The sequence below is a fragment of the Betaproteobacteria bacterium genome, assembly GCA_016720925.1.
In the GTDB taxonomy this organism is placed as follows: Bacteria; Pseudomonadota; Gammaproteobacteria; order Burkholderiales; family Usitatibacteraceae; genus UKL13-2.
Map to the genome: position 1 here is coordinate 1 of JADKJR010000003.1, position 18369 is coordinate 18369.

Genomic DNA, 18369 nt, shown 5'->3' on the forward strand with positions numbered 1-18369 from the left:
ACTAAACCGCTCGCGCGGTATTGGCACTTCGATCAGAGGTCGGTGGGTCTTTGAGAGACAGGGATTGTGGTTCTGTTTATGTTGATTGGTGAGGCAATCCGCCTCGCTTTTCGACAGGAGCCGCGCCATGAGCCAATCGACAGCAGCCAACAGTGAGTTACGTCAACGCATGATCGACGACATGCGCATGCGTAAGTTTACCGACAAGACCCAGACCCAGTACGTCCGCGCAGTGCGGAAGTTCGCCAGCTATCTTCATCGTTCACCGGATACAGCGACTGATGAAGAGTTGCGCAACTATCAGCTGTATCTGGTCGATCACGGCATCTCACCGGTCTCACTTAATGCCACCATCACCGGTCTGAAGTTCTTCTTCGAGATCACCGTCGGCGATACCGAGTTGATGGGCAAGATGCAACCGGTGCGGGTTCCCCGGACGCTGCCGGTGATACTGAGCCGCGAAGAGGTGAGCCGCCTGATCGCCGCGACCCGCAACCTCAAACACCAGACCGCACTGGCCGTTGCCTACGGTACCGGCTTGCGGGTGAGCGAAGTGGTCTCACTCAAGATCGGCGACATCGACAGCAACCGCATGATCCTGCGGGTGGAGCAAGGTAAAGGCAGCAAGGATCGCTACGCCATGCTCTCGCCCATATTGCTCGAACGCTTGCGCCACTGGTGGCGGGTGGCCCGCGCACAAGGCAAGATGCTCGACGGCGGCTGGCTGTTTCCCGGGTTGGACCCGATCAAATCGCTCACCGCGCGTCAGCTCAATCGGGCCATCCATGCCGCCGCGGAGGTGGCCAAGATCGACAAGCGGGTGTCGATGCACACCTTGCGTCACAGCTTCGCCACCCACCTGCTCGAACAGAAGGTCGACATTCGTGTGATCCAGGTCCTGCTCGGACACAAGAAACTGGAAACGACAGCCCTCTATACCCAAGTCGCCACCGACATTCTGCGTGAAGTCATCAGTCCGCTGGAGATGCTGCACCCCACGTAGGGGTCGATCATGGGGCGTTCGGCCCTGGAGGTCGCCGATATCTTTCGTGCCCACGGGACAGCCTGGCGTCTGCGTGAGCGCGCGCATCTGAGTCTGGGTCAACTCAAGGTCATGTCGGCCATCGAACAGTGTCGCCGTGCTGCGCTGGGGGGACATGTATTGCGCTGCCCGCGCTGCGAACAACTCGAGATTGCCTACAACTCCTGCCGCAACCGGCATTGTCCGAAATGCCAGGCCCGCGCCGCGCGCCGCTGGCTCGATGCCCGTCAGGCTGAACTGCTACCGGTGGATTATTACCACGTCGTCTTCACCTTGCCCGCACCGATTAGCGCGATCGCCTATTACAACAAGACGGTGATCTATGGTCTGTTGTTTGAAGTCGCCGCCGAGGTCCTGCGCACCATCGCCGCCGACCCCAGGCATCTGGGTGCCCAGATCGGCGTGACCCTGGTACTGCATACCTGGGGCTCGGCACTGACGCATCATCCTCACGTGCATGGCATTGTGCCTGGCGGGGGTTTGTCGCCTGATGGCCAACGCTGGATCCGCTGCAAGCCGGGTTTCTTCCTGCCCGTGCGCGTGCTCTCGCGACTGTTTCGGCGGCGCTTTCTGGAGGAGCTTGGCGCCGCACAGCGCGCCGGCCGGTTGCAGTGCTTCGGTGACTTCGCGCATCTGGCCGATCCGACGGCATTCGACGATTGGCTGGCACCGTTGCGAACGTGCGAATGGGTGGTCTATGCCAAGCGTCCTTTTGCCGGTCCGGCCGCCGTCCTGGCGTATCTGTCGCGGTATACCCACCGCGTGGCCATTTCCAACCAGCGACTGATCAGCATGAATGAGCAAGGCATCACGTTCGGATGGAAGGATTATCGGGCCAAGGGGAGGACGCGACACAAGACGATGACGCTCAAGCCCGAGGAGTTCATGCGCCGTTTTCTGCTGCATGTGTTGCCGGGCGGCTTTCACCGCATCCGTTACTTTGGCTTGATCGCCAATGCGGCGCGCAAGGCCAATCTGGCACGTATGCTTGAACTTCTGCAACCTGAGCCAGCGGCCATCAAAGTCAGCTTGCCTGATGCGAACCGAACGGCCCCATCCGGTGCCATCGTTCCACCGACGTTCGTCTGTCCAGACTGCGGGGCGGCAATGATCGTCATTGAAACCCTGGCGCGCGCTCAACCGATCCGGGCACCGCCCCGGTTGCGACAGCCACCATGACCCCCTCGGCTAATCAACCAGAACACCGACCGTCTGCTCTTCGATGTGAAGCGCCGATAGGAGACGCTTTGGCCATCGGCCGCAAAACCGACGTATTGCATCTAAATCATCGCCGAACAAACTGGCCAGGAAGCGTCACATCGATGCAATCTGGGAACAGTGCCATCCGACTCCGTAGCCATTCTGCTGCGCCACCCCAGCCGCGGACATTCAAATCCCCATAGACGCTGTCGCGTCAACAAGCCGTGTCGCTGCATTCCGCGGTTTCCTCCTTCGAGGCTTGTACAACGCCTGCCCACCGGCACTGACTCGTGCTCACCGTTCATCGCGTGAGGGCAGGCATCGTACAAACCTTAACGTTACCAGCCGGTCGCGGTTCTCGAAATCAGTCGTTGGTCGAATGTATGCTTCCGAGAAAATTGTAATTCCGAAGTGTATCGAAACGCGAATATTCACGTCACCCAATAGGGTCATTCGTCAAGGAAACGAATTAATCCAGATTAGACATTGCAGACGCGATATTGCTCGCAGACGTCGCAGAACATCGCCTCTCAAAAGATCACCGATAGAACGTTGCCGCCAACTCAAATGAACGGCCCCACAGCATCCTGCCGTGACGAAGGTGAAGAGCCATCTGAAGATCTCAGGGCAGCACTCGCCCTGACCGCGCCTTCGCTGCAGAAACGTCGGTGGCATTGATCGTGCCCGAGGTATCGAGGTCGAACTTGAAATTGTCCGTATTCGCGGATTGCAGTGATCGCGCCTTGACACCCGCAATGTCGCTGGCATTGACAACGCCAGTGCTGTTCACATCGCCTACCAGGAAGCCGATCGTTGCCGCAGCATTGACGCCTGCCCCATTGACGTTCGTCAGTGACACCGTTACACGCCGCTTGTCTGGAACGCCTGGAAGCGTAACGATTATTTCGCTGCCAGCAGAAATCGCGAGCACGCCGGTGATCGCGCCGGAAACGGTGTCGATGGCGCTCACGATTCCCGTCGAGGAAATCGTGCTGTTGAACTGGAAAACGATGGCATGTCCGGCGCCGATGTTGCGTGGTTCCACCGTCACCTTGCTGCCGACGGGTACTGTGTAGTCGATCGGCAAATCGAATGGCGGCGGCGCAAAATGGATCTTGCGGGACTTCACACCGAGAAGTGCTAACGGTGTGCCGGTGTTGGGGGTGACCAGAATCCGTCCCGACACGGGACTATCGCCGATCACGTTCGACGCAATGACGCCACAGGAATAGGACTGGCCGTTGATCATGCCCGTGACCGTGACGGGTGATCCCGCGCCGGTGTTGGATGCGGTCTGTGCGCCGGCACATTGGGCGGTGTATCCGGTGACCGGACTGCCACCGTCAAAAGCAGGAGGCGAAAAGGACACGGACACCTGGCCGTTGCCGGGTGTGGCCGAGAGAATGATCGGCGCGTCGGGCACGGTGATGGCGGTAAAGGTCGCGGTGACACTTGTCGCTGCGTTGACGGTCACCACACACGTGCCATTGCCGCTGCACCCGCCGCCTGACCAGCCATTGAAGAGCGACCCACCGGCCGGCATGGCGGTCAACGTGACCATCGTACCGGCGTTGAAAAGCTCGCCGCAGTCCATGCCGCAACTGATTCCCACGGGCCCCGAGGTGACTGCGCCACCACCGGAGCCCGCGAGCACCACACTCAATACGAATTGCGGCGGTGCGTCACAGGTTGCCGGGCGGGCTACTTCCCAGTCCGGGCATGTGCCCGCGGCGCCAATACCGAGCGACCCGGTGGTCGGGTAGGTGACAGCCTGGTTGGAGGAATCCTTGAATTCGAAGTAGTAACGATGACAGCCCGTCGCGACGTTCGTGAGCGTGGCTTTGTACGCGCCGTTCTGCATGGTGCCGCGGCCGAGCGTCATGGGGGTACAGGTGCCATCGACGTTTACGCGCGCTGTCGTAGGCCCGGCTGTGTCAAACCAGTTGGCCCATACGTCCACCGATGCGGACTGGCGCGGATAGTGTGAGCCGGATGGAATCTTGGCGGGTGCGACGCCGGGACCAAAATCACCAACGGAATATCCCGACGGCACCGACACGCCCGCGCCAACAGCGCTGGTCGATTTGAGGATCAGCCAGCGATGCCCATTGGCCTGTGAGAACGTACACGTTGTACTTGAAGATGGTTCGAAAAGCCACAGGTAAAAAGCCTGATTGGGATCAGTTGGCGAAGCGATGATCTCGCCGGTTCCACTGGTGCCAAACAGCGGCATGCGTGAAAACGTGGCAGTGCAGCCACTTGGTGAACAAGTCGCTGTCCCGCCTACGCAGGCGCATGAAGCAGCACCGTTGCAGCTACCCGGATATTTTGAATTGATGTCGCTGACAATGGTACAAATTGAATCGTGCGCAAAGTACCCCTGACGCAACATCTCGTCCGAATGGAAACGCGCCGCGCGATTCAGTGCCAGGCTGTAGCTCAGCGGCGCCATCGCCGTGTAACAGGCTTTCTCCCCGCAGTTGCCGGCGGTGCAGGCGTTCATCTCGAATTGCGGATCGCTGCGCGCGCGGTTGATCCAGGTGTGAATGACGCGCTCTTCCCAGTTGGGGAAACCATTCGTTGATTCGCCCACGGCGTGGACCACCGACGGAACACTCGCCAACGCGACGGCGACGTAGAGCATGCGGTACAGTCCACGCCAAAGCAGCCCGCTCAGCCGAAAAAGGGACACTGTGGGCATCATGAAAATTCTCCTTCGCCTCGAACTTGCTGACGAAAGTATAAACTCCCGAGCGCTGCTGATCGGCATTGCCGCCGCGACCGGCAGGTGACAAACTACGCGGACATGCCGACTCCGCGCGACGAAAACACCAGTGCCACGGGTTCGTATTGATAGCCGTCCGCATTGCCGCGCGGATAGAAAGCGTGAAACCGAAACGGCGCGCGTGGCGGACGAGCCACTGAAACGCCTCGGTTTCCTCGAACTCGATTTCAAGATCCGGCATATCCGGGCAAACAATGTCCACGGCGCGCCCGGTGTGATGTTCGCTGAATCCCGGTGGCGCGCAAACCGTGAGGATCTCGCCAATTCCCATTCCCGCATCGAGTTTTTCACGAATGATTTCGCTTTGACGGGCCACACTGCGAAATGCCGAAGCCAGAAAAATCGTGCTGCCGTCGTTACCGGCAGCGGCCTTGAGATCGCGCCAGGCAGCGGCGGCGGGCACCAGAAGATACTCGCGTCCATCCGCGCCGATCTCCGCCAAAACCAGCGTGCCGGCTTCTTCGTGCTCGCACAGGCCGCGCGCGCTTAGCGACGCACGCGAAATGCCCAGCGCTTCAATGTTGGATTCGGGTCCCGACTGCATCAGACTCTCGCCGTAAAGTGACGAGGCAAATAGTAGCAGGCAGGTGAACGACTCAAGGCGCCAGCGTCGCCCTGACGCGCCTTGATAGCTGCGATGTCGGCGGCATTGATGCTGCCGGTTATTTTCCAGGTCATTCGGAAGTTGGTCGCATCCAGATGCTTGCCTAGAGTAGGCTTTCACCGCGGCAAGGTCAGTGGCGTCGACTGCACGCGAATTATTGACGTCCCCCAACAGGAAACCCATTGAGGCATGCGCGTTACTCACGCCATTGATACCCGCGAGCGATATCGTGACGCGCCGGTTGTCGGCGACGTTCGGCAGGGTCACGAGGATTTCGTTGCCCGGCAACAACGCCGGCACATTGAGGCTGACCGGGGCACCGGTTGAATCGACCGCGGTGACGACCCCGGGAGTCGTGATTGCGCCGTCAAACTGGAACACGACGGTGTGACCCGCGCCGATGCTGCGTGGCTCCACGCTGACACTCCCACCGATGGCGGGCGTGGTATCAATGGCGAGGTCAAACGTACCCGCGGTACCATGAACTTTGCGCGATTTGACGCCACCAGTTTCACCGGCACCGGGACCGCGATGATGTTCATCTGGAAGGCGGCCGAGGATAGTCCGGCGGAGGTGACGATCACCGGCTGCATTCCGAGTCCAATGGTGGGGATGCCGATGGTGAGGGACGTGGTACCGGTCGAAACGAGTATGTTCGCCGCGATACCCCCCACGGTGACGCTGGCTCCCGCAAAAAAGTTGCTGCCGGTGATGGTAACGGGTTGGCCGGCATAGGCGGAGGCCGGACTGATTTGGGAGATCGCGGGCAGCAGCGGCGTGGCCGCGAGGCATGCGGGCGTCGCATCGATCGCGATGGCGCCAGCGGAATGCGTCACCGTCGCGCCATTGCAGATATTGCCGTTGACCAGAACCGACTGCAGCGCCATCGGCGACGGTACAGATGGTGCGGTCAGACACGCTGGCGGCGCCTGAATGGAAATACCGGCGGACGAAAACGTGACGAGGGCGCTATCACAGGGATTGCCGTTTCCCGAACAACCCACGGGGAGGATGGCCACCATTCCGGCCGGTGAAAATTGAACCGAGGCCGCCGGGCAAGACGCACCGTTGACGACAATGGCTTGCGCCTGGGCCGAGCCGGGCACGATGGCCACCATCCCGGCCAGTGCCGCCAGCAATGCCACCAAACCCCGACAAAGCATGTGTACGTTCAATATTCGCCTTTTGTATTACTTGTATCACTTGAAACGTTAGCGTAACTCACCGGCCGCACGGAAGTGCCGACACCTGCGATGCGCAATGGTTTTCTATGCCGCTTCACCAGACCCTATGTTGCCACGTGGCAGCGACGTTCGTGGTCATGAATTCAAGGATAAATGCGGTTCTTTTCACCGCTTCACAGGCGGCACCGCGGAATTGACGTGGGTTTTGCCATCTTATTTCCGGATGGTCCCGGCGCGGCTGCGCGCATGCTGTGGTTATCGCGCCACACCGCAAGCGTATGCGGACCCGCGCCACACAACGATTTCGCCAAGGAGAATGCCACCATGGGAAGCCGCAATTTTCAATCGCACGTGCCGCCGGTCAAACACCCGCCATGGTTGCCCATTTCGCGTGTTCGCATCGATATGCGAACGCAGTTGCTGCAAGCACTGCAACAGTTTTTTGAATCGTCACGTGATCAATTTGACGACAACGACTTGTCCACGCCCGAGTGGCGACAAGCTGACGACGCGCTGGAGCGCGCCTATGAAGCCTGCGCCGCGCGACATGCGGTGGCCACCGTCATGCACCTTTGCGCCGCGACGCGCCGCTACATCGACATGGCCGTGGAGATGTCGACGGCGCGGTCCTATTACGACGGGCGCATCTGAGTTTTTCAAATCAACCATCAACGCAGTCGCAGTTGACCTTGCCGGTTTTGTTACCCACTGCAGGCACAATCTGGCAGGTGTATCACAAGCACTGGTGCGGCGTTTCAGGCATTATCGCCCTGAGAGCCCCGCCAGCGCTTGCGTTTGTCCATCCACTCGATGCAGGCTACGGCGCTTCCACCACCGTCGCCCGCTGAATCCAGTCCAGCCGTGGAAAGTCGCGGCTTAGATACGCATTGCCCCCGGCGAACAACGGCCCCTGCTTGCCGGCACGGATTCCGCTCCCCGAGGCTTCGCCATATTCCGCGTAAAGCGCATCGGCCACGTCCATGCCTTCAATCACCTTGCCAATCGGCACGAACGGTTCCTTGTCGTGCGTCCCGGCGTTGTCGCGGGTGTTGATGAAGATCTGCGTGCTGCGTCCATTCTGCACGGCGAAAGCAAACGCAATGGTGCCGCGAACATTGGATTCACGGCGCGGGTCATCTGCGATCGTGCGCGTACGCCATAGGGCTGCAATCGCCGGATCACCGTTGATGCCGGTCTGTGCCCAGCGATCCTTTACGACGCGAAAAAAACGGTTGCCATCGTAATAACCATTACGCACCAGATTGAAAAAACGATCGACACCCATCGGCGCCCACTCGCGATTGAACTCCAGCAGCATGTCGCCGCGGCTGGTTTCAAACTTCACACGAAAACTTGCAGGCGCCTGTCGGGTCATGAGCGGCGAGTCCGGCGTCAGCAGCAGGACCTTTTTGGAAAGCACCGGCTTTTCGGGGAACGCGCCCGGATCCAGCAGGCGGCCGCCCTGCATCACCGATCGCACCTTGCGGATGTGGCGAATGTCCTTGAGCGGATCGGCATCGAGAATGACCAGATCCGCAAGCTTCCCTTTTTCCAGCGTACCGAGTTCGGCCAATTTGCGGCTGGCCATCGCGCCATTGCGTGTGCCGGCGGTGATGGCTTGCAGCGGTGTCATGCCGAGTTCCACCAATCCTTCAATGGCCATGATGGTGCCGATGCCGTGGCTCTGGCTGTCCGGCTTGGGTGCCATCGCGAATTCCTGCGCGGCGGCCCAGTAGCTGTCGGTGCCGACGGTGACAGTGCAACCGGCGCGGATCAGTTTCTGCGCATTGTCGCGGCGCGTATCCATGTCCGTTTCGAGCGCGTCCGCGCGCCGGCGTTCCTCGACCAGCGTTCTCGGCAGGGGGCCTTTCTTGTCCGCCTCCAGAAATTTCTTTTCCGCGTCGGCCTTGGTCTTGAGGTGCTTCTGCCACGCGTCGCCGGTGATGGTGTTCACCAGCATGGAGCAAATCACATTGCGCTGACGGATCAGACTCACGAGATCGTCGGGCAACTGCCGTGGCGTCATCACTTCGGGATGCTGGATCAGATCGATCCCCGCCTGCAGTGACAACTTGAGTCCGTCGATGGTGGTCGAATGCGTTTCGGCCACCTTTCCGCGCCTGTGTGCTTCCTCGACCAGCACCTTCTGCGCGTCCGGTGAGAAACCGATATACGCCGGTTGGGCGAAGTGGCTGGTGCCACCGAACTTGAGAAAGTCCGGGCCCTTGTCGAGATACTTGTTGATGGCGGCGCGCAATTCGTCGGGCGTCAGGTCGGCGAGGTCCTCGCCCGCGCCTTGCGCAACGGCATCATTCATTTCTTCCTGAAAACGCGTGAGATCCTTCTGTGGCGTGAGGCTGAATGAAACCGAGTAGGGACCGCCCCATCCGACAATGTTCCCCGCCGCCAGAATCCGCGCGCCAGTGGCTTCGCCGCGCGCAATCGCGTCGCGCACTTGCGTCAGCGGTATCAGCAGGCCGTAACTGTCGCGAACGGTGGTCACGCCGTGGCGCAAATCGATCTGCGCGGCTTCGAGGACGATGTCGTTCTGGCGCGAGTGATATTTGGCCAGGGTCTCGTAGCGGTCGCGTGATCCGCCGTACAACGATAAGTGGACGTTGGTGTCGATGAAGCCGGGCACCACGTAGCGCCCCGTCGCATCGATCACCGTCGAGCCGTCGGGAATGCGCACCGAGTTGCGCGGGCCGATCGCGCTGATGCGCGCACCGCTGACGACGATGGCTGAATCCGCTTGCGCCGGCCCGCCGTTGCCATCGATCAGCGTGGCGCCGACAATCGCCACGTCCGGCGCGGCAGCGGCGAAAGGTGCCGCCAGGCAAAGCGCCAATACAAGCAGGACACGCGAATTACTTATCATGAGTTCGCTCAAAGACTGTCAAGCGAAACAGGTTATTGGAAACACCCGTGCACGGCAAGTTTGTAGTCAGATAAGCTATGGCTTGCGAAGGTTTTCCGGGAGATTTACTTAATGCATGACGTTCACGCGCATCCACCCGTTCTCGCGAACTATCAGAGACGTACACCGCGATGAAACGCAACACAAGTGGCGGCCTTGTCTATTCGACCGAATCCGGCAGGATGTGCCCGGCATGCCGCAGGCCGGTCGCGGTGTGCGCATGCGGAAAGAAGACATCGCCGCCTGCTTCAGATGGCGTGGTGCGCGTTTCCCGCGAAACAAAAGGACGTGGCGGAAAGGCCGTGACGCTGATCAGTGGATTGGCGCTGGATACCGACGCGCTGTCGCAACTATGCAAGCAACTGAAGACTTCCTGCGGCACGGGGGGGACGGTGAAAGACGGCACCATTGAATTGCAGGGTGACCGATGCGATGCGGCCATGGATGTTATCCGCAAGCTGGGCATGATCGTCAAGCGGGCCGGGGGCTAGCCGAAACGTGGACGCCGAAGATCTGCAGTTGCTGGTGACACGACAAATGCCCTATGGAAAATATCAGGGGCGCATCATCGCCGATTTGCCCGGCAATTACCTGAGCTGGTTTGCACGCAAGGGTTTCCCAAAAGGTGAAATCGGCCGTCTGATGGCGCTGATGCTTGAGATCGACCATAACGGGCTATCATCGCTGCTCGATCCCTTGAGGGGACGCTGAGGCACGCGGAAAATTGGTGGTCCGGCAAGTGAGCGGCGCAGACCGTGAATTGAACACGAGATTCGGAGAACGCAAGGTAGCGGCAGCGGCGGATGAATATTGTCAGGCGTGAAACCGAAACATGTCGCGTTTCGGTGCATTGCATGACAACGAATGCCTGCCCCGCCGCGTTAGCTGCCGAGGGAGTCACTGCAAGTGCGCATTTTGCGCGGATACAATTTGGAGATTCAACCATGAAATGGAAATTCAAGACTGCGCTGGGCGCAACCGCCCTCGCTTTCGCTGCCCAGGCAGCGGCACAGATTACCTTCTACCAGGGAGATGGATTCCGTGGACGTGCCTTCACAGCCAACAAACCGGTGCAGAACTTCGAGCGTTACGGATTCAATGATCGCGCCTCATCGGTGGTCGTCGATCGTGGTAGCTGGGAAATATGTACGGACGCGCGCTTTCAGGGCCGTTGCGTCGTACTTCGCCGCGGCAGTTACGATTCACTCGGCAGAATGGGCCTGGACGGACGAGTGTCCTCGGCGCGCCCGGTGAGTGAGCGTGCGCGCTATGAAAACGAGGCACCTCCGCCGCCACCCGCACCGATCTATGAATATCGTCAACGCCCCGGTGAGCGCATCTATGAAGTGCCGGTGAGCTCGGTACGCGCGGTCGTGGGACCGCCGGAACAACGCTGCTGGGTCGAGCGTCAGCAAGTCGTTGAAGGACCGTCCGGCGACGCCGGTGGCGCGCTGCTTGGCGCGATCATTGGCGGCGTGCTCGGCCATCAGGTCGGCGGCGGACGGGGCAAGGATGCGGCGACCGCCGCGGGCGCAGTGGCGGGTGCGGTCATTGGGGGCGGACGTGGCGACGGCGCGGTAGCGTACGACAGGGACGTGCAACGCTGCAAAACGGTCGCAAGTGGCCGGCCCGAATTCTGGATCGTGACCTACGTCTTTCGCGGCGTCGAGCACCGGATAGAAATGAGCGCGCCGCCCGGCAGGACGATCGCGGTTAATAGCCGGGGCGAACCACGGCAGTAATTTGTTTCAAACCCGGTAATGGAAAAGCGGCCGTCACGGCCGCTTTTCTTTTTTGCGCACCCTACCTGGGTTCACCGCACCGCCGCGTCAAACTCAAGCACTGTGGCGCCTGCGCAGCCATTTTTGCCGTGAACGCCCCGTCAAATGGCACTCTACACATTTTGGCGCGGCGGGAAATTCCCATTTCGCCAGATCACGAAAACAACTGCCCCGCTATTTCGCTGGGTTGTAGGTCTTCAGAAAATTCTCGATCGCGCCATAGACCCGGTATCGGGTTTTCTCCGCAGCGAAGCCATGTTCTTCTTTTTCCAGCTCCATGTATTCGTACACTTTTTTGTGTTTCTTCAGCGCGTCGCGCATCTCTTCACCATGGATCAGTGGGACACGCAGATCATGCTCACCGTAAGCCATGAATACCGGGGCGCGAATTTTGTCTGCCTGCTTCGACGGAGACGTAGCGACGAACTGCGCGCGCAGTGCATCAGGATCGCCAACCATTTCCTTGAAAGCGTAGCCCGCCACGCGGTCGTTCCGCCATGCACCTTCCGTAAATAAGTAGCCGATATCAGTCACGCCCAGCAGGTTGACGCCGCACCGATACAGATCCGGGTCCTTGACCAGGCCCATCATTGCGGCGTATCCGCCATAGCTGGCCCCCATGATGCAAATTCGTTTCGGGTCCACGACGCCTTGCTTCACCAGGCTGTTGATCCCGTCAGTGATATCGTCCTGCATCGCGAGGCCCCACTGACCGAAGGATTTCTTGAAATGTGCATCGCCAAACCCGGTCGAGCCGCGAAATTGCGGCTGCAGCACGGCGTAACCCAAACCCGCCAGGAATTGCACTTCACGGCTGAAGCCCCAGCGGTCGCGTACCCACGGGCCGCCGTGAACATTCACCACCAGCGGCAAATCCCTTGCCTCACGCCCTTTCGGCAGCGTCAGGTAGGAAACTATCGGCAGGCCATCGCGCGCGACGTAGTCATACACCAGTTGCGGTGACATTTTCGTCGGATCAATCCATGGGCGCGTGGCCAGCAGATTCTGCAGCTTCTTTTGTCCGGGTAGTAGAGCGCATAGTTGCCTGGATGGGTCGACGAGTAGGAATGGATCAGCAATGCGGCTCCGGCGTTGCCCGGATGAATGACATTGACCATGCCGGGGTAGGCCTTGTCGATGCCGGCTTGCAGACTGGCGAGCCTTGTCGAGCCAAATGGTTTGGGGTGGCTCGGTCTGCATTCTCACGCCGAGCAATTTTTTTCGTGTCTGGGCCGAATACGAGACCGCTCCCCACATCAACGGATTTATCCGCAGCCAGCAATTCGCCGGGTTTGTTGTTGACGAAGTCGTACTTGTAAATGCCCAGCCGCCCCTCGGCGGTCGGCGCGGAAACGAGCATCGTGGTGTTGTCCGCATCAAAAGCGAGCGCGGTAAATTTAGGGTCCAGGCGACTATGCGTCGACAGCTTCTTCCACTCTTGCCCGGTCTGATCGGCATGCCATATCGTCAATTCGCTTTCGATGGCATTGGCGGTGACCACCACGCGCAACTGGCTCTTCGCGTCGAATACAAAACCTCGCGGCAGCCCGTTGACGTTGTAGGCGATTTCCTTTCGCCTGCCGGTCGTGCTCTCGATGCGGTACGGCAGTACATCCCGATTATAAAAATGCCCCAGCGCGATGATGCTGTCGGGATCGCTGCGGACAATCCCCGCTATTTCCATGTGGTACGGCTTCCCCGTCCAGCCGATCGTCGCTGGGCCCCCGTCCATCGGCCTGCCAAGGTTGGTGAGCCGGCTTCCTTCGCGATCGATGGAGTGGAGGCCGCTATACGAGGAATTTTGTTTTTCTTCGCGATCGATGATATTGAAGACAATGCGCTCGTCGCTGATCCAGTTGATTTGGTAAATATCGACCGCCTCATAGCCGGCAAGATTTTTCGCGGCGCCCGTCTCGATTTCCACGACCGCCAAATGGAAGCGCCCATTGATGTTCGCGGTCGTCGCGAGATATTTTCCGTTGGGCGAAAGCGTGGCCGAAGCGAATTGTGCATTCTTGAATAACTTCTCCAAATCCGTCTGTGCCACTGCGGAGCCCGCGGCAACGCACAACAATAACAAAGACGATGCAACGCGCAAAAATAGTGCCGCTCTGTTCATTTGATCCTTCTCTTGATTTGGGTTATTGATCATCCGGCGACATCGCATCATGACCGTGGCCAAGCGCATTGTTCGACATGATTGGGGCGACATTTTGCAGCTTTATTTCGATCGACGCGTGCGCCGCAGTTTTTCAACCTGCACCAGGTTCCGACCGATCGCGTCGTTTTCCGGCAGGAGTGCATGCGCATCATCCAGCGCGTGCCATGCGCCGGTCAAGTCGCCCGCCTTATATTTGGCGAGACCGAGCAAATTGGTCAGCGTCGGATCGTTGGGCATTGCCGTCAATGCCCGCCGCAGCCATTTCACCGCACGATTGGCCCTGCCTGTCGAAATCTGTTGGTTGGATCGGCGGACCGTATTGTGGACGAATTCGATGAGCCGGTCGTGGTGCGGTTGCCACTTGTCTTTAACCTTCGCGGTGAATTCGGCCTGCAAAACCAGATTGGCATTTTCGCCGGCGCCCGCGCCGGACTCGCCGGTGTGAATGCGCCAGTTATTGGTGATCTCCGCGGCGTGCGCAAAATGACTGAATCTGGATAGCTGCAACCAAAAGTCCCAGTCCTGATAAAGCAGCATGCGCTCATCAAATCGGCAACCTTGTTGCAGCAGATTGCGGTGAAACAATACCGCGCCCATCTGCATGAAGTTCCCGGCACACAGTTTGAGGCGGCTGTAACGCTCGTTGAGTTCGCCGATGGCCTGGTCATTCCCATCGAGCATGCGCGTTCCCGCGTAGGCGACGACCGTCTGGTTTTCCTTGGCCGCCTTGAGTAGTGAGGCAATGTGGCCGGGCTCAAAAAAATCGTCGTCATCGAGAAAGATGATCCATGCACCGCGTGCGTAATCCAGACCACGGTTAGCCGCCTCGGGCCGGTTCAGAGTTCTTGATCCGGAAACGAAACGAAGCGGGAAGTCTCCGCAACGATCCGCCATCGATGGATGCTTGCCGCCTGTTGCATCGACCATCAGCACCTCGATCTCGCGGTGCGTTTGCCGCGCGACAGACGCAAGCGCACTCGCCAGGTGCGGTCGCCCGAGACTTCGAATCACAACCGTCACGAGTGAAGCCGGGGGAGATGGTGGCACCTCTTTTCGCTGCGGTTCTACTTGGCGCATCACGTTAGCGGCGTGTTACTCGCGGTTATTTGTGGCACTAGTATATGTTACTAGCTCAATTCTTCAGCGAGAAGTTGTAAGCATTAGTTGTCCATTTTGTTTACGTCGCTTTCTTCTCGCTGGTCTATGATTGATCCGTCCATTCGCACCAAGTTTCGAAGGTTTGATCCATCGCTGCGTCGAGCGGCGTCCGGGAAACCTCCCCAAGCAATTCCATAAGGTGACTGTCGTCCAGCGAATGCGCCTCATCCCACAGGTAGCGCATCTCCAGCAGTTCGCGCCACATCGGTCGGTACCGCCCGCGCGCCGGCAACCGCCACAAAAGTACGCGCCAGATCCGGCAGGTACACGCGGGCGTGCGGAAAATCCACTGCGCCGGGATAGACTATTTTCCCTTCGCCAAATTCTCTGCGATAACCAGATCCATCCACGATCCTGTGCCGGAGCCACTGTAAAAAGTCGCCGGCGCGAATTACATCTGAAAAATTTCGGCTTGCTGTACACCCATCCGGGTTCCGATGATTGCCGACTATCCCCGCGCTACGACATTGTCTGCACAGCGGCGTTTATCCCCAAGGACGTTCCTGCCTTGTCAGTCGCCGAACAAGAGGCGCGACGGGCGCTTAACTTGTTCGGGCGGGAAGTTCTTCGCGTCAAGGACCTGGAGACGGCAATTGACCGCATGCTCAGCGCCGCGTGAGCCTATCGAAATGCGCATGCATACACAAACCGCGCTTGTGCCATAGGCCTTTACGTAGGTGGCGGCTCGGGGTGGGCGCGGTCGATGGCGTCGCTGTTGGTCAACTCAGATGACGAATACGTGACAGCCGCGTAGTCAGTCGCCGCGAATGCGCTGTGTAAACCACCAGAAATGTCCCTCGGGATCGACGGCGCCATAACTGCGGTCGGCCCAATAGTCTTCACCATAATCGTGTACGGCGGGTTCATCGACAATCCTGGCTCCAGCCGCGCGCGCCTTCGCGCAATGTGCGTCGACGTCATCGACATACAGCATCATGCCTTGCGTGTTCGCGCCGCCTGCCGATAGCGGGCTCTTCAGATCAACGCCCCATTTGGAGGTCGCGCCGATTCGTTCTTCGCTCACCATGACCACGCCGTCACCGTAAGAAAGCTCGCTGTGTTCGATGCGGCCATTGTCGCCTTCGACCCTCAGCTTCACTTCAAAATCGAAGGCATTGCACAACCAGTCGATCATCTTGCCGGCTTCACGGTAGTAAATTCCGGATGAAATTCGCGGCCAGCCTTTTGGGGGATTTTTCATTTGCGCCTCCGATCTTGGAAGGTGGATCCGTTACACGACGCTCATATTAGGCGCTAACGACAATGTCAGCTATGTAACCGTCGCAGGGTGGGTCCGTCGGCAGGCTCAGGACAGGCGCATGATTGGTGCATTGATGAAAAGGAAACCCGCCATGAGCAAAAAGAAATCGTACCCCTTGTCGAAGGTCTACGGCCTTCTTGAACCCGGCCCGGTCGTGCTGGTCACCACGGCTAGAAAAGGCGAGGCAAACATCATGACCATGTCGTGGCACACGATGCTCGATTTCGAGCCGCCGCTGGTGGGCTGCGTGATAAGCAACCGCAATTATTCGTTTGAGCTCCTCAAGTCGAGCCGGGAATGCGTGATCAACATTCCGACGGTGGAACTCGCCAAACAAGTTGTCGGCTGCGGGAATACGTCGGGCAGAACCGTCGACAAGTTCAGCCGCTTCGGTTTGACACCGGCGGCGGCCGCATGCGTGAAGGCGCCGCTCATCGATGAATGTCAGGCCAACCTCGAGTGCAAGATTGTCGACGGGAAGCTGATCAACAAATACAACTTCTTCATCCTGGAAGTGTTGAAGGCCTGGATCGACCCATCGCACAAAGATCCGCGCACCATTCACCATCGCGGCAAGGGCGCATTCATGGTCGCGGGCGAGACCGTCAAGTTGCCGTCCCGGATGAAATAGCCCGCGACGCTTTGTGACGTTATCCCTGTCCAGCTAATCCACCCGGAACCGGAAAAAATACGGCACGCTGTTTGGCGGGAAAACCGCCGTCACATTCTTGCGCATTGCCCACGGGATGATCGATTGATGCAGCGGCACGATGGGAAGATCATTTTTCAGGATCAGCAGGGCATCGCGGATCAGCGTATCGCGTTTCACAAGGTCGTTTTCGATCTTAGCCTTGTCGACCAGCGCGTCGAATCGGGCGTCGGTGTAGCGGCCATAATTGCCGTCACCGTCGCCACTGCTATCGGCGCGCGGGGTATGCAGCGTGAACTGCAAACTTGAAATCGCATCCGCCGTCGGCGTGCCCCAGCTCAGCAGGTAAAAGCTGGTGTCGAGCCGCTGCAATTTGCTGAAATAATTGGTGGTGGGGACGATATTCGGTGTGACCTTGATGCCGATCTGCGCGAGCATCGGCGGAATCGCCTGGCAAATGTCGGCGGCGGGCTGGTTGTTGCCGCAATCCAGCGTGATATCGAATCCGTTCGGGTAACCGGCATCGGCCAGCAGCGCCTTGGCTTTCTCGCGATCCAGTGACAAGCGGACATCAGCGTCCTTCGAATAGCCTTGCTCGGTCGAGGTGACGAGGGAACCGATCGGCAAAGAGAGTTTGCGCATCACCTTGACACGGATTGCCTCGACGTCGATAGCGTGAGCAATGGCACGGCGGACGCGTACATCCTTGAACGGGTTTTTCTTCTTCACGCTTGAGTACAACAGCTCGTCGCGATGGACATCGAACACCAGGTACTGCACGCGCTGCTCGGGACTTTCGACGACCTTCACGTCGGCCCCGGATTTGAGACGGGCGATATCCTGCGGGGGCGGGTCGTTCACAAAATCCACTTCGCCGGAAAGTAGTGCGGCGGCGCGCGTGGCGTTCGATTTTATCGGCAGCAGGATCACTTCGGTGACGTTGCCTCTTTCCGGGCTGGCATTATTCCACCAGTGCGGGTTGGCGACCAGCACGGTGCGAACATCGGTCTGGCGCTCCTTGATCATGAACGGCCCGGTGCCATTGGCATTGCGAGAGGAAAAAGTGTCTTCCTTGTCGCGATAATTCTGCGGGTAGCGCGAATTGTTCTTGATAGCCCACGCCTTGTTCATGATGCGGAAGCTGAACAGGTGATTCAGCAATACCGGATTCGATTCCTTCATGATCAGGTCGACCGTGAGTGCATCGATCTTTTTTGCCAGCGCGACACCCTGCACAGTGGATTTCATTTGCGAATTCGGCGACAGTACCCGCTCCAGCGAGAACACCACGTCATCAGCCGCAAATGGTGAGCCATCGTGAAATTTCACGTTCGGCCGCAACTTGAATCTCCAAGTCAGGGCATCACGCTGCGACCACGATTCCGCGAGCCAGGGGACGAGCTTGAAATCCTTGTCGCGACCGACCAGCGGCTCGTAAACATTGGACAGGAAGCGGGTGGTAACGGCGAGGCTGGCAGAATGCGGATCGAGTGTTTGTGGCTCGTCCTGGGTGGCATAACGCAGGGTCTTGGCGTTTACGCAGATGGTAATACTTGCGACAACCAGGAATGCCGAGACACACGCGGCACGTCGGAAAATGGTGGGCTTGGACATTTGGGAGTCGACC

At 59.0% G+C, this 18369-nt stretch carries 17 protein-coding genes; 8 read left to right on the forward strand and 9 right to left on the reverse strand.

Annotation, left to right across the window (positions count from 1 at the left end; genetic code table 11):
* Window positions 1-127 precede the first annotated feature (127 nt).
* Window positions 128-1003, forward strand: a complete 876-nt coding sequence (locus IPP88_04130) for a site-specific integrase (GenBank protein MBL0121932.1) — start codon at window positions 128-130, stop codon at window positions 1001-1003.
* A gap of 9 nt (window positions 1004-1012) precedes the next feature.
* Window positions 1013-2221, forward strand: coding sequence for an IS91 family transposase (locus IPP88_04135; protein ID MBL0121933.1), 1209 nt, complete (start codon window positions 1013-1015; stop codon window positions 2219-2221).
* Between the two features lie 643 nt (window positions 2222-2864).
* On the opposite strand, the gene IPP88_04140 is transcribed toward IPP88_04135, so the two are convergent.
* Window positions 2865-4475: a fibronectin type III domain-containing protein gene (locus IPP88_04140; GenBank protein ID MBL0121934.1), complete on the reverse strand. Its 1611-nt coding sequence runs from the start codon at window positions 4473-4475 to the stop codon at window positions 2865-2867.
* Window positions 4476-4557: 82 nt separating this feature from the next.
* The gene (locus IPP88_04145) at window positions 4558-6048 is read right to left on the reverse strand and encodes a D-alanyl-D-alanine carboxypeptidase family protein (protein ID MBL0121935.1); all 1491 of its coding nucleotides are present in this window, start codon (window positions 6046-6048) and stop codon (window positions 4558-4560) included.
* Between the two features lie 965 nt (window positions 6049-7013).
* On the opposite strand from IPP88_04145, the gene IPP88_04150 reads away from it, so the two are divergent.
* Window positions 7014-7466, forward strand: a complete 453-nt coding sequence (locus tag IPP88_04150; protein MBL0121936.1) for a hypothetical protein — start codon at window positions 7014-7016, stop codon at window positions 7464-7466.
* A 166-nt stretch (window positions 7467-7632) separates the two neighbouring features.
* Here the strand turns inward: IPP88_04150 and IPP88_04155 are convergent, their stop codons facing one another.
* On the reverse strand, window positions 7633-9693 hold the full coding sequence (locus IPP88_04155) for an amidohydrolase family protein (protein MBL0121937.1): 2061 nt from the start codon (window positions 9691-9693) through the stop codon (window positions 7633-7635).
* 170 nt (window positions 9694-9863) lie between these two features.
* On the opposite strand from IPP88_04155, the gene IPP88_04160 reads away from it, so the two are divergent.
* From IPP88_04160 to IPP88_04170, 3 genes are all read left to right on the forward strand, one after another.
* Window positions 9864-10223: a translation initiation factor Sui1 gene (locus IPP88_04160; protein MBL0121938.1), complete on the forward strand. Its 360-nt coding sequence runs from the start codon at window positions 9864-9866 to the stop codon at window positions 10221-10223.
* A 7-nt stretch (window positions 10224-10230) separates the two neighbouring features.
* Complete coding sequence (locus tag IPP88_04165; protein MBL0121939.1) at window positions 10231-10443, forward strand: DUF3820 family protein; 213 nt, start codon at window positions 10231-10233, stop codon at window positions 10441-10443.
* A gap of 233 nt (window positions 10444-10676) precedes the next feature.
* Window positions 10677-11474, forward strand: coding sequence for a glycine zipper 2TM domain-containing protein (locus IPP88_04170; GenBank protein MBL0121940.1), 798 nt, complete (start codon window positions 10677-10679; stop codon window positions 11472-11474).
* 213 nt (window positions 11475-11687) lie between these two features.
* On the opposite strand, the gene IPP88_04175 is transcribed toward IPP88_04170, so the two are convergent.
* From IPP88_04175 to IPP88_04190, 4 genes are all read right to left on the reverse strand, one after another.
* Window positions 11688-12479: a S9 family peptidase gene (locus IPP88_04175; GenBank protein MBL0121941.1), complete on the reverse strand. Its 792-nt coding sequence runs from the start codon at window positions 12477-12479 to the stop codon at window positions 11688-11690.
* A 106-nt stretch (window positions 12480-12585) separates the two neighbouring features.
* Window positions 12586-13632, reverse strand: coding sequence for a hypothetical protein (locus IPP88_04180; protein ID MBL0121942.1), 1047 nt, complete (start codon window positions 13630-13632; stop codon window positions 12586-12588).
* Window positions 13633-13734: 102 nt separating this feature from the next.
* Window positions 13735-14694, reverse strand: coding sequence for a glycosyltransferase (locus IPP88_04185; GenBank protein MBL0121943.1), 960 nt, complete (start codon window positions 14692-14694; stop codon window positions 13735-13737).
* Between the two features lie 181 nt (window positions 14695-14875).
* Window positions 14876-15037, reverse strand: coding sequence for a hypothetical protein (locus tag IPP88_04190; GenBank protein MBL0121944.1), 162 nt, complete (start codon window positions 15035-15037; stop codon window positions 14876-14878).
* Window positions 15038-15121: 84 nt separating this feature from the next.
* On the opposite strand from IPP88_04190, the gene IPP88_04195 reads away from it, so the two are divergent.
* Complete coding sequence (locus IPP88_04195) at window positions 15122-15451, forward strand: HipA domain-containing protein (GenBank protein MBL0121945.1); 330 nt, start codon at window positions 15122-15124, stop codon at window positions 15449-15451.
* A 135-nt stretch (window positions 15452-15586) separates the two neighbouring features.
* Here the strand turns inward: IPP88_04195 and IPP88_04200 are convergent, their stop codons facing one another.
* Window positions 15587-16033, reverse strand: coding sequence for a VOC family protein (locus tag IPP88_04200; protein MBL0121946.1), 447 nt, complete (start codon window positions 16031-16033; stop codon window positions 15587-15589).
* Window positions 16034-16184: 151 nt separating this feature from the next.
* Here IPP88_04200 and IPP88_04205 point away from each other — a divergent pair, with 151 nt between their 5' ends.
* Complete coding sequence (locus IPP88_04205) at window positions 16185-16724, forward strand: flavin reductase family protein (protein MBL0121947.1); 540 nt, start codon at window positions 16185-16187, stop codon at window positions 16722-16724.
* Between the two features lie 33 nt (window positions 16725-16757).
* Here IPP88_04205 and IPP88_04210 read toward each other — a convergent pair whose 3' ends face one another.
* Window positions 16758-18356, reverse strand: coding sequence for an ABC transporter substrate-binding protein (locus IPP88_04210; GenBank protein MBL0121948.1), 1599 nt, complete (start codon window positions 18354-18356; stop codon window positions 16758-16760).
* Window positions 18357-18369: the final 13 nt, after the last annotated feature.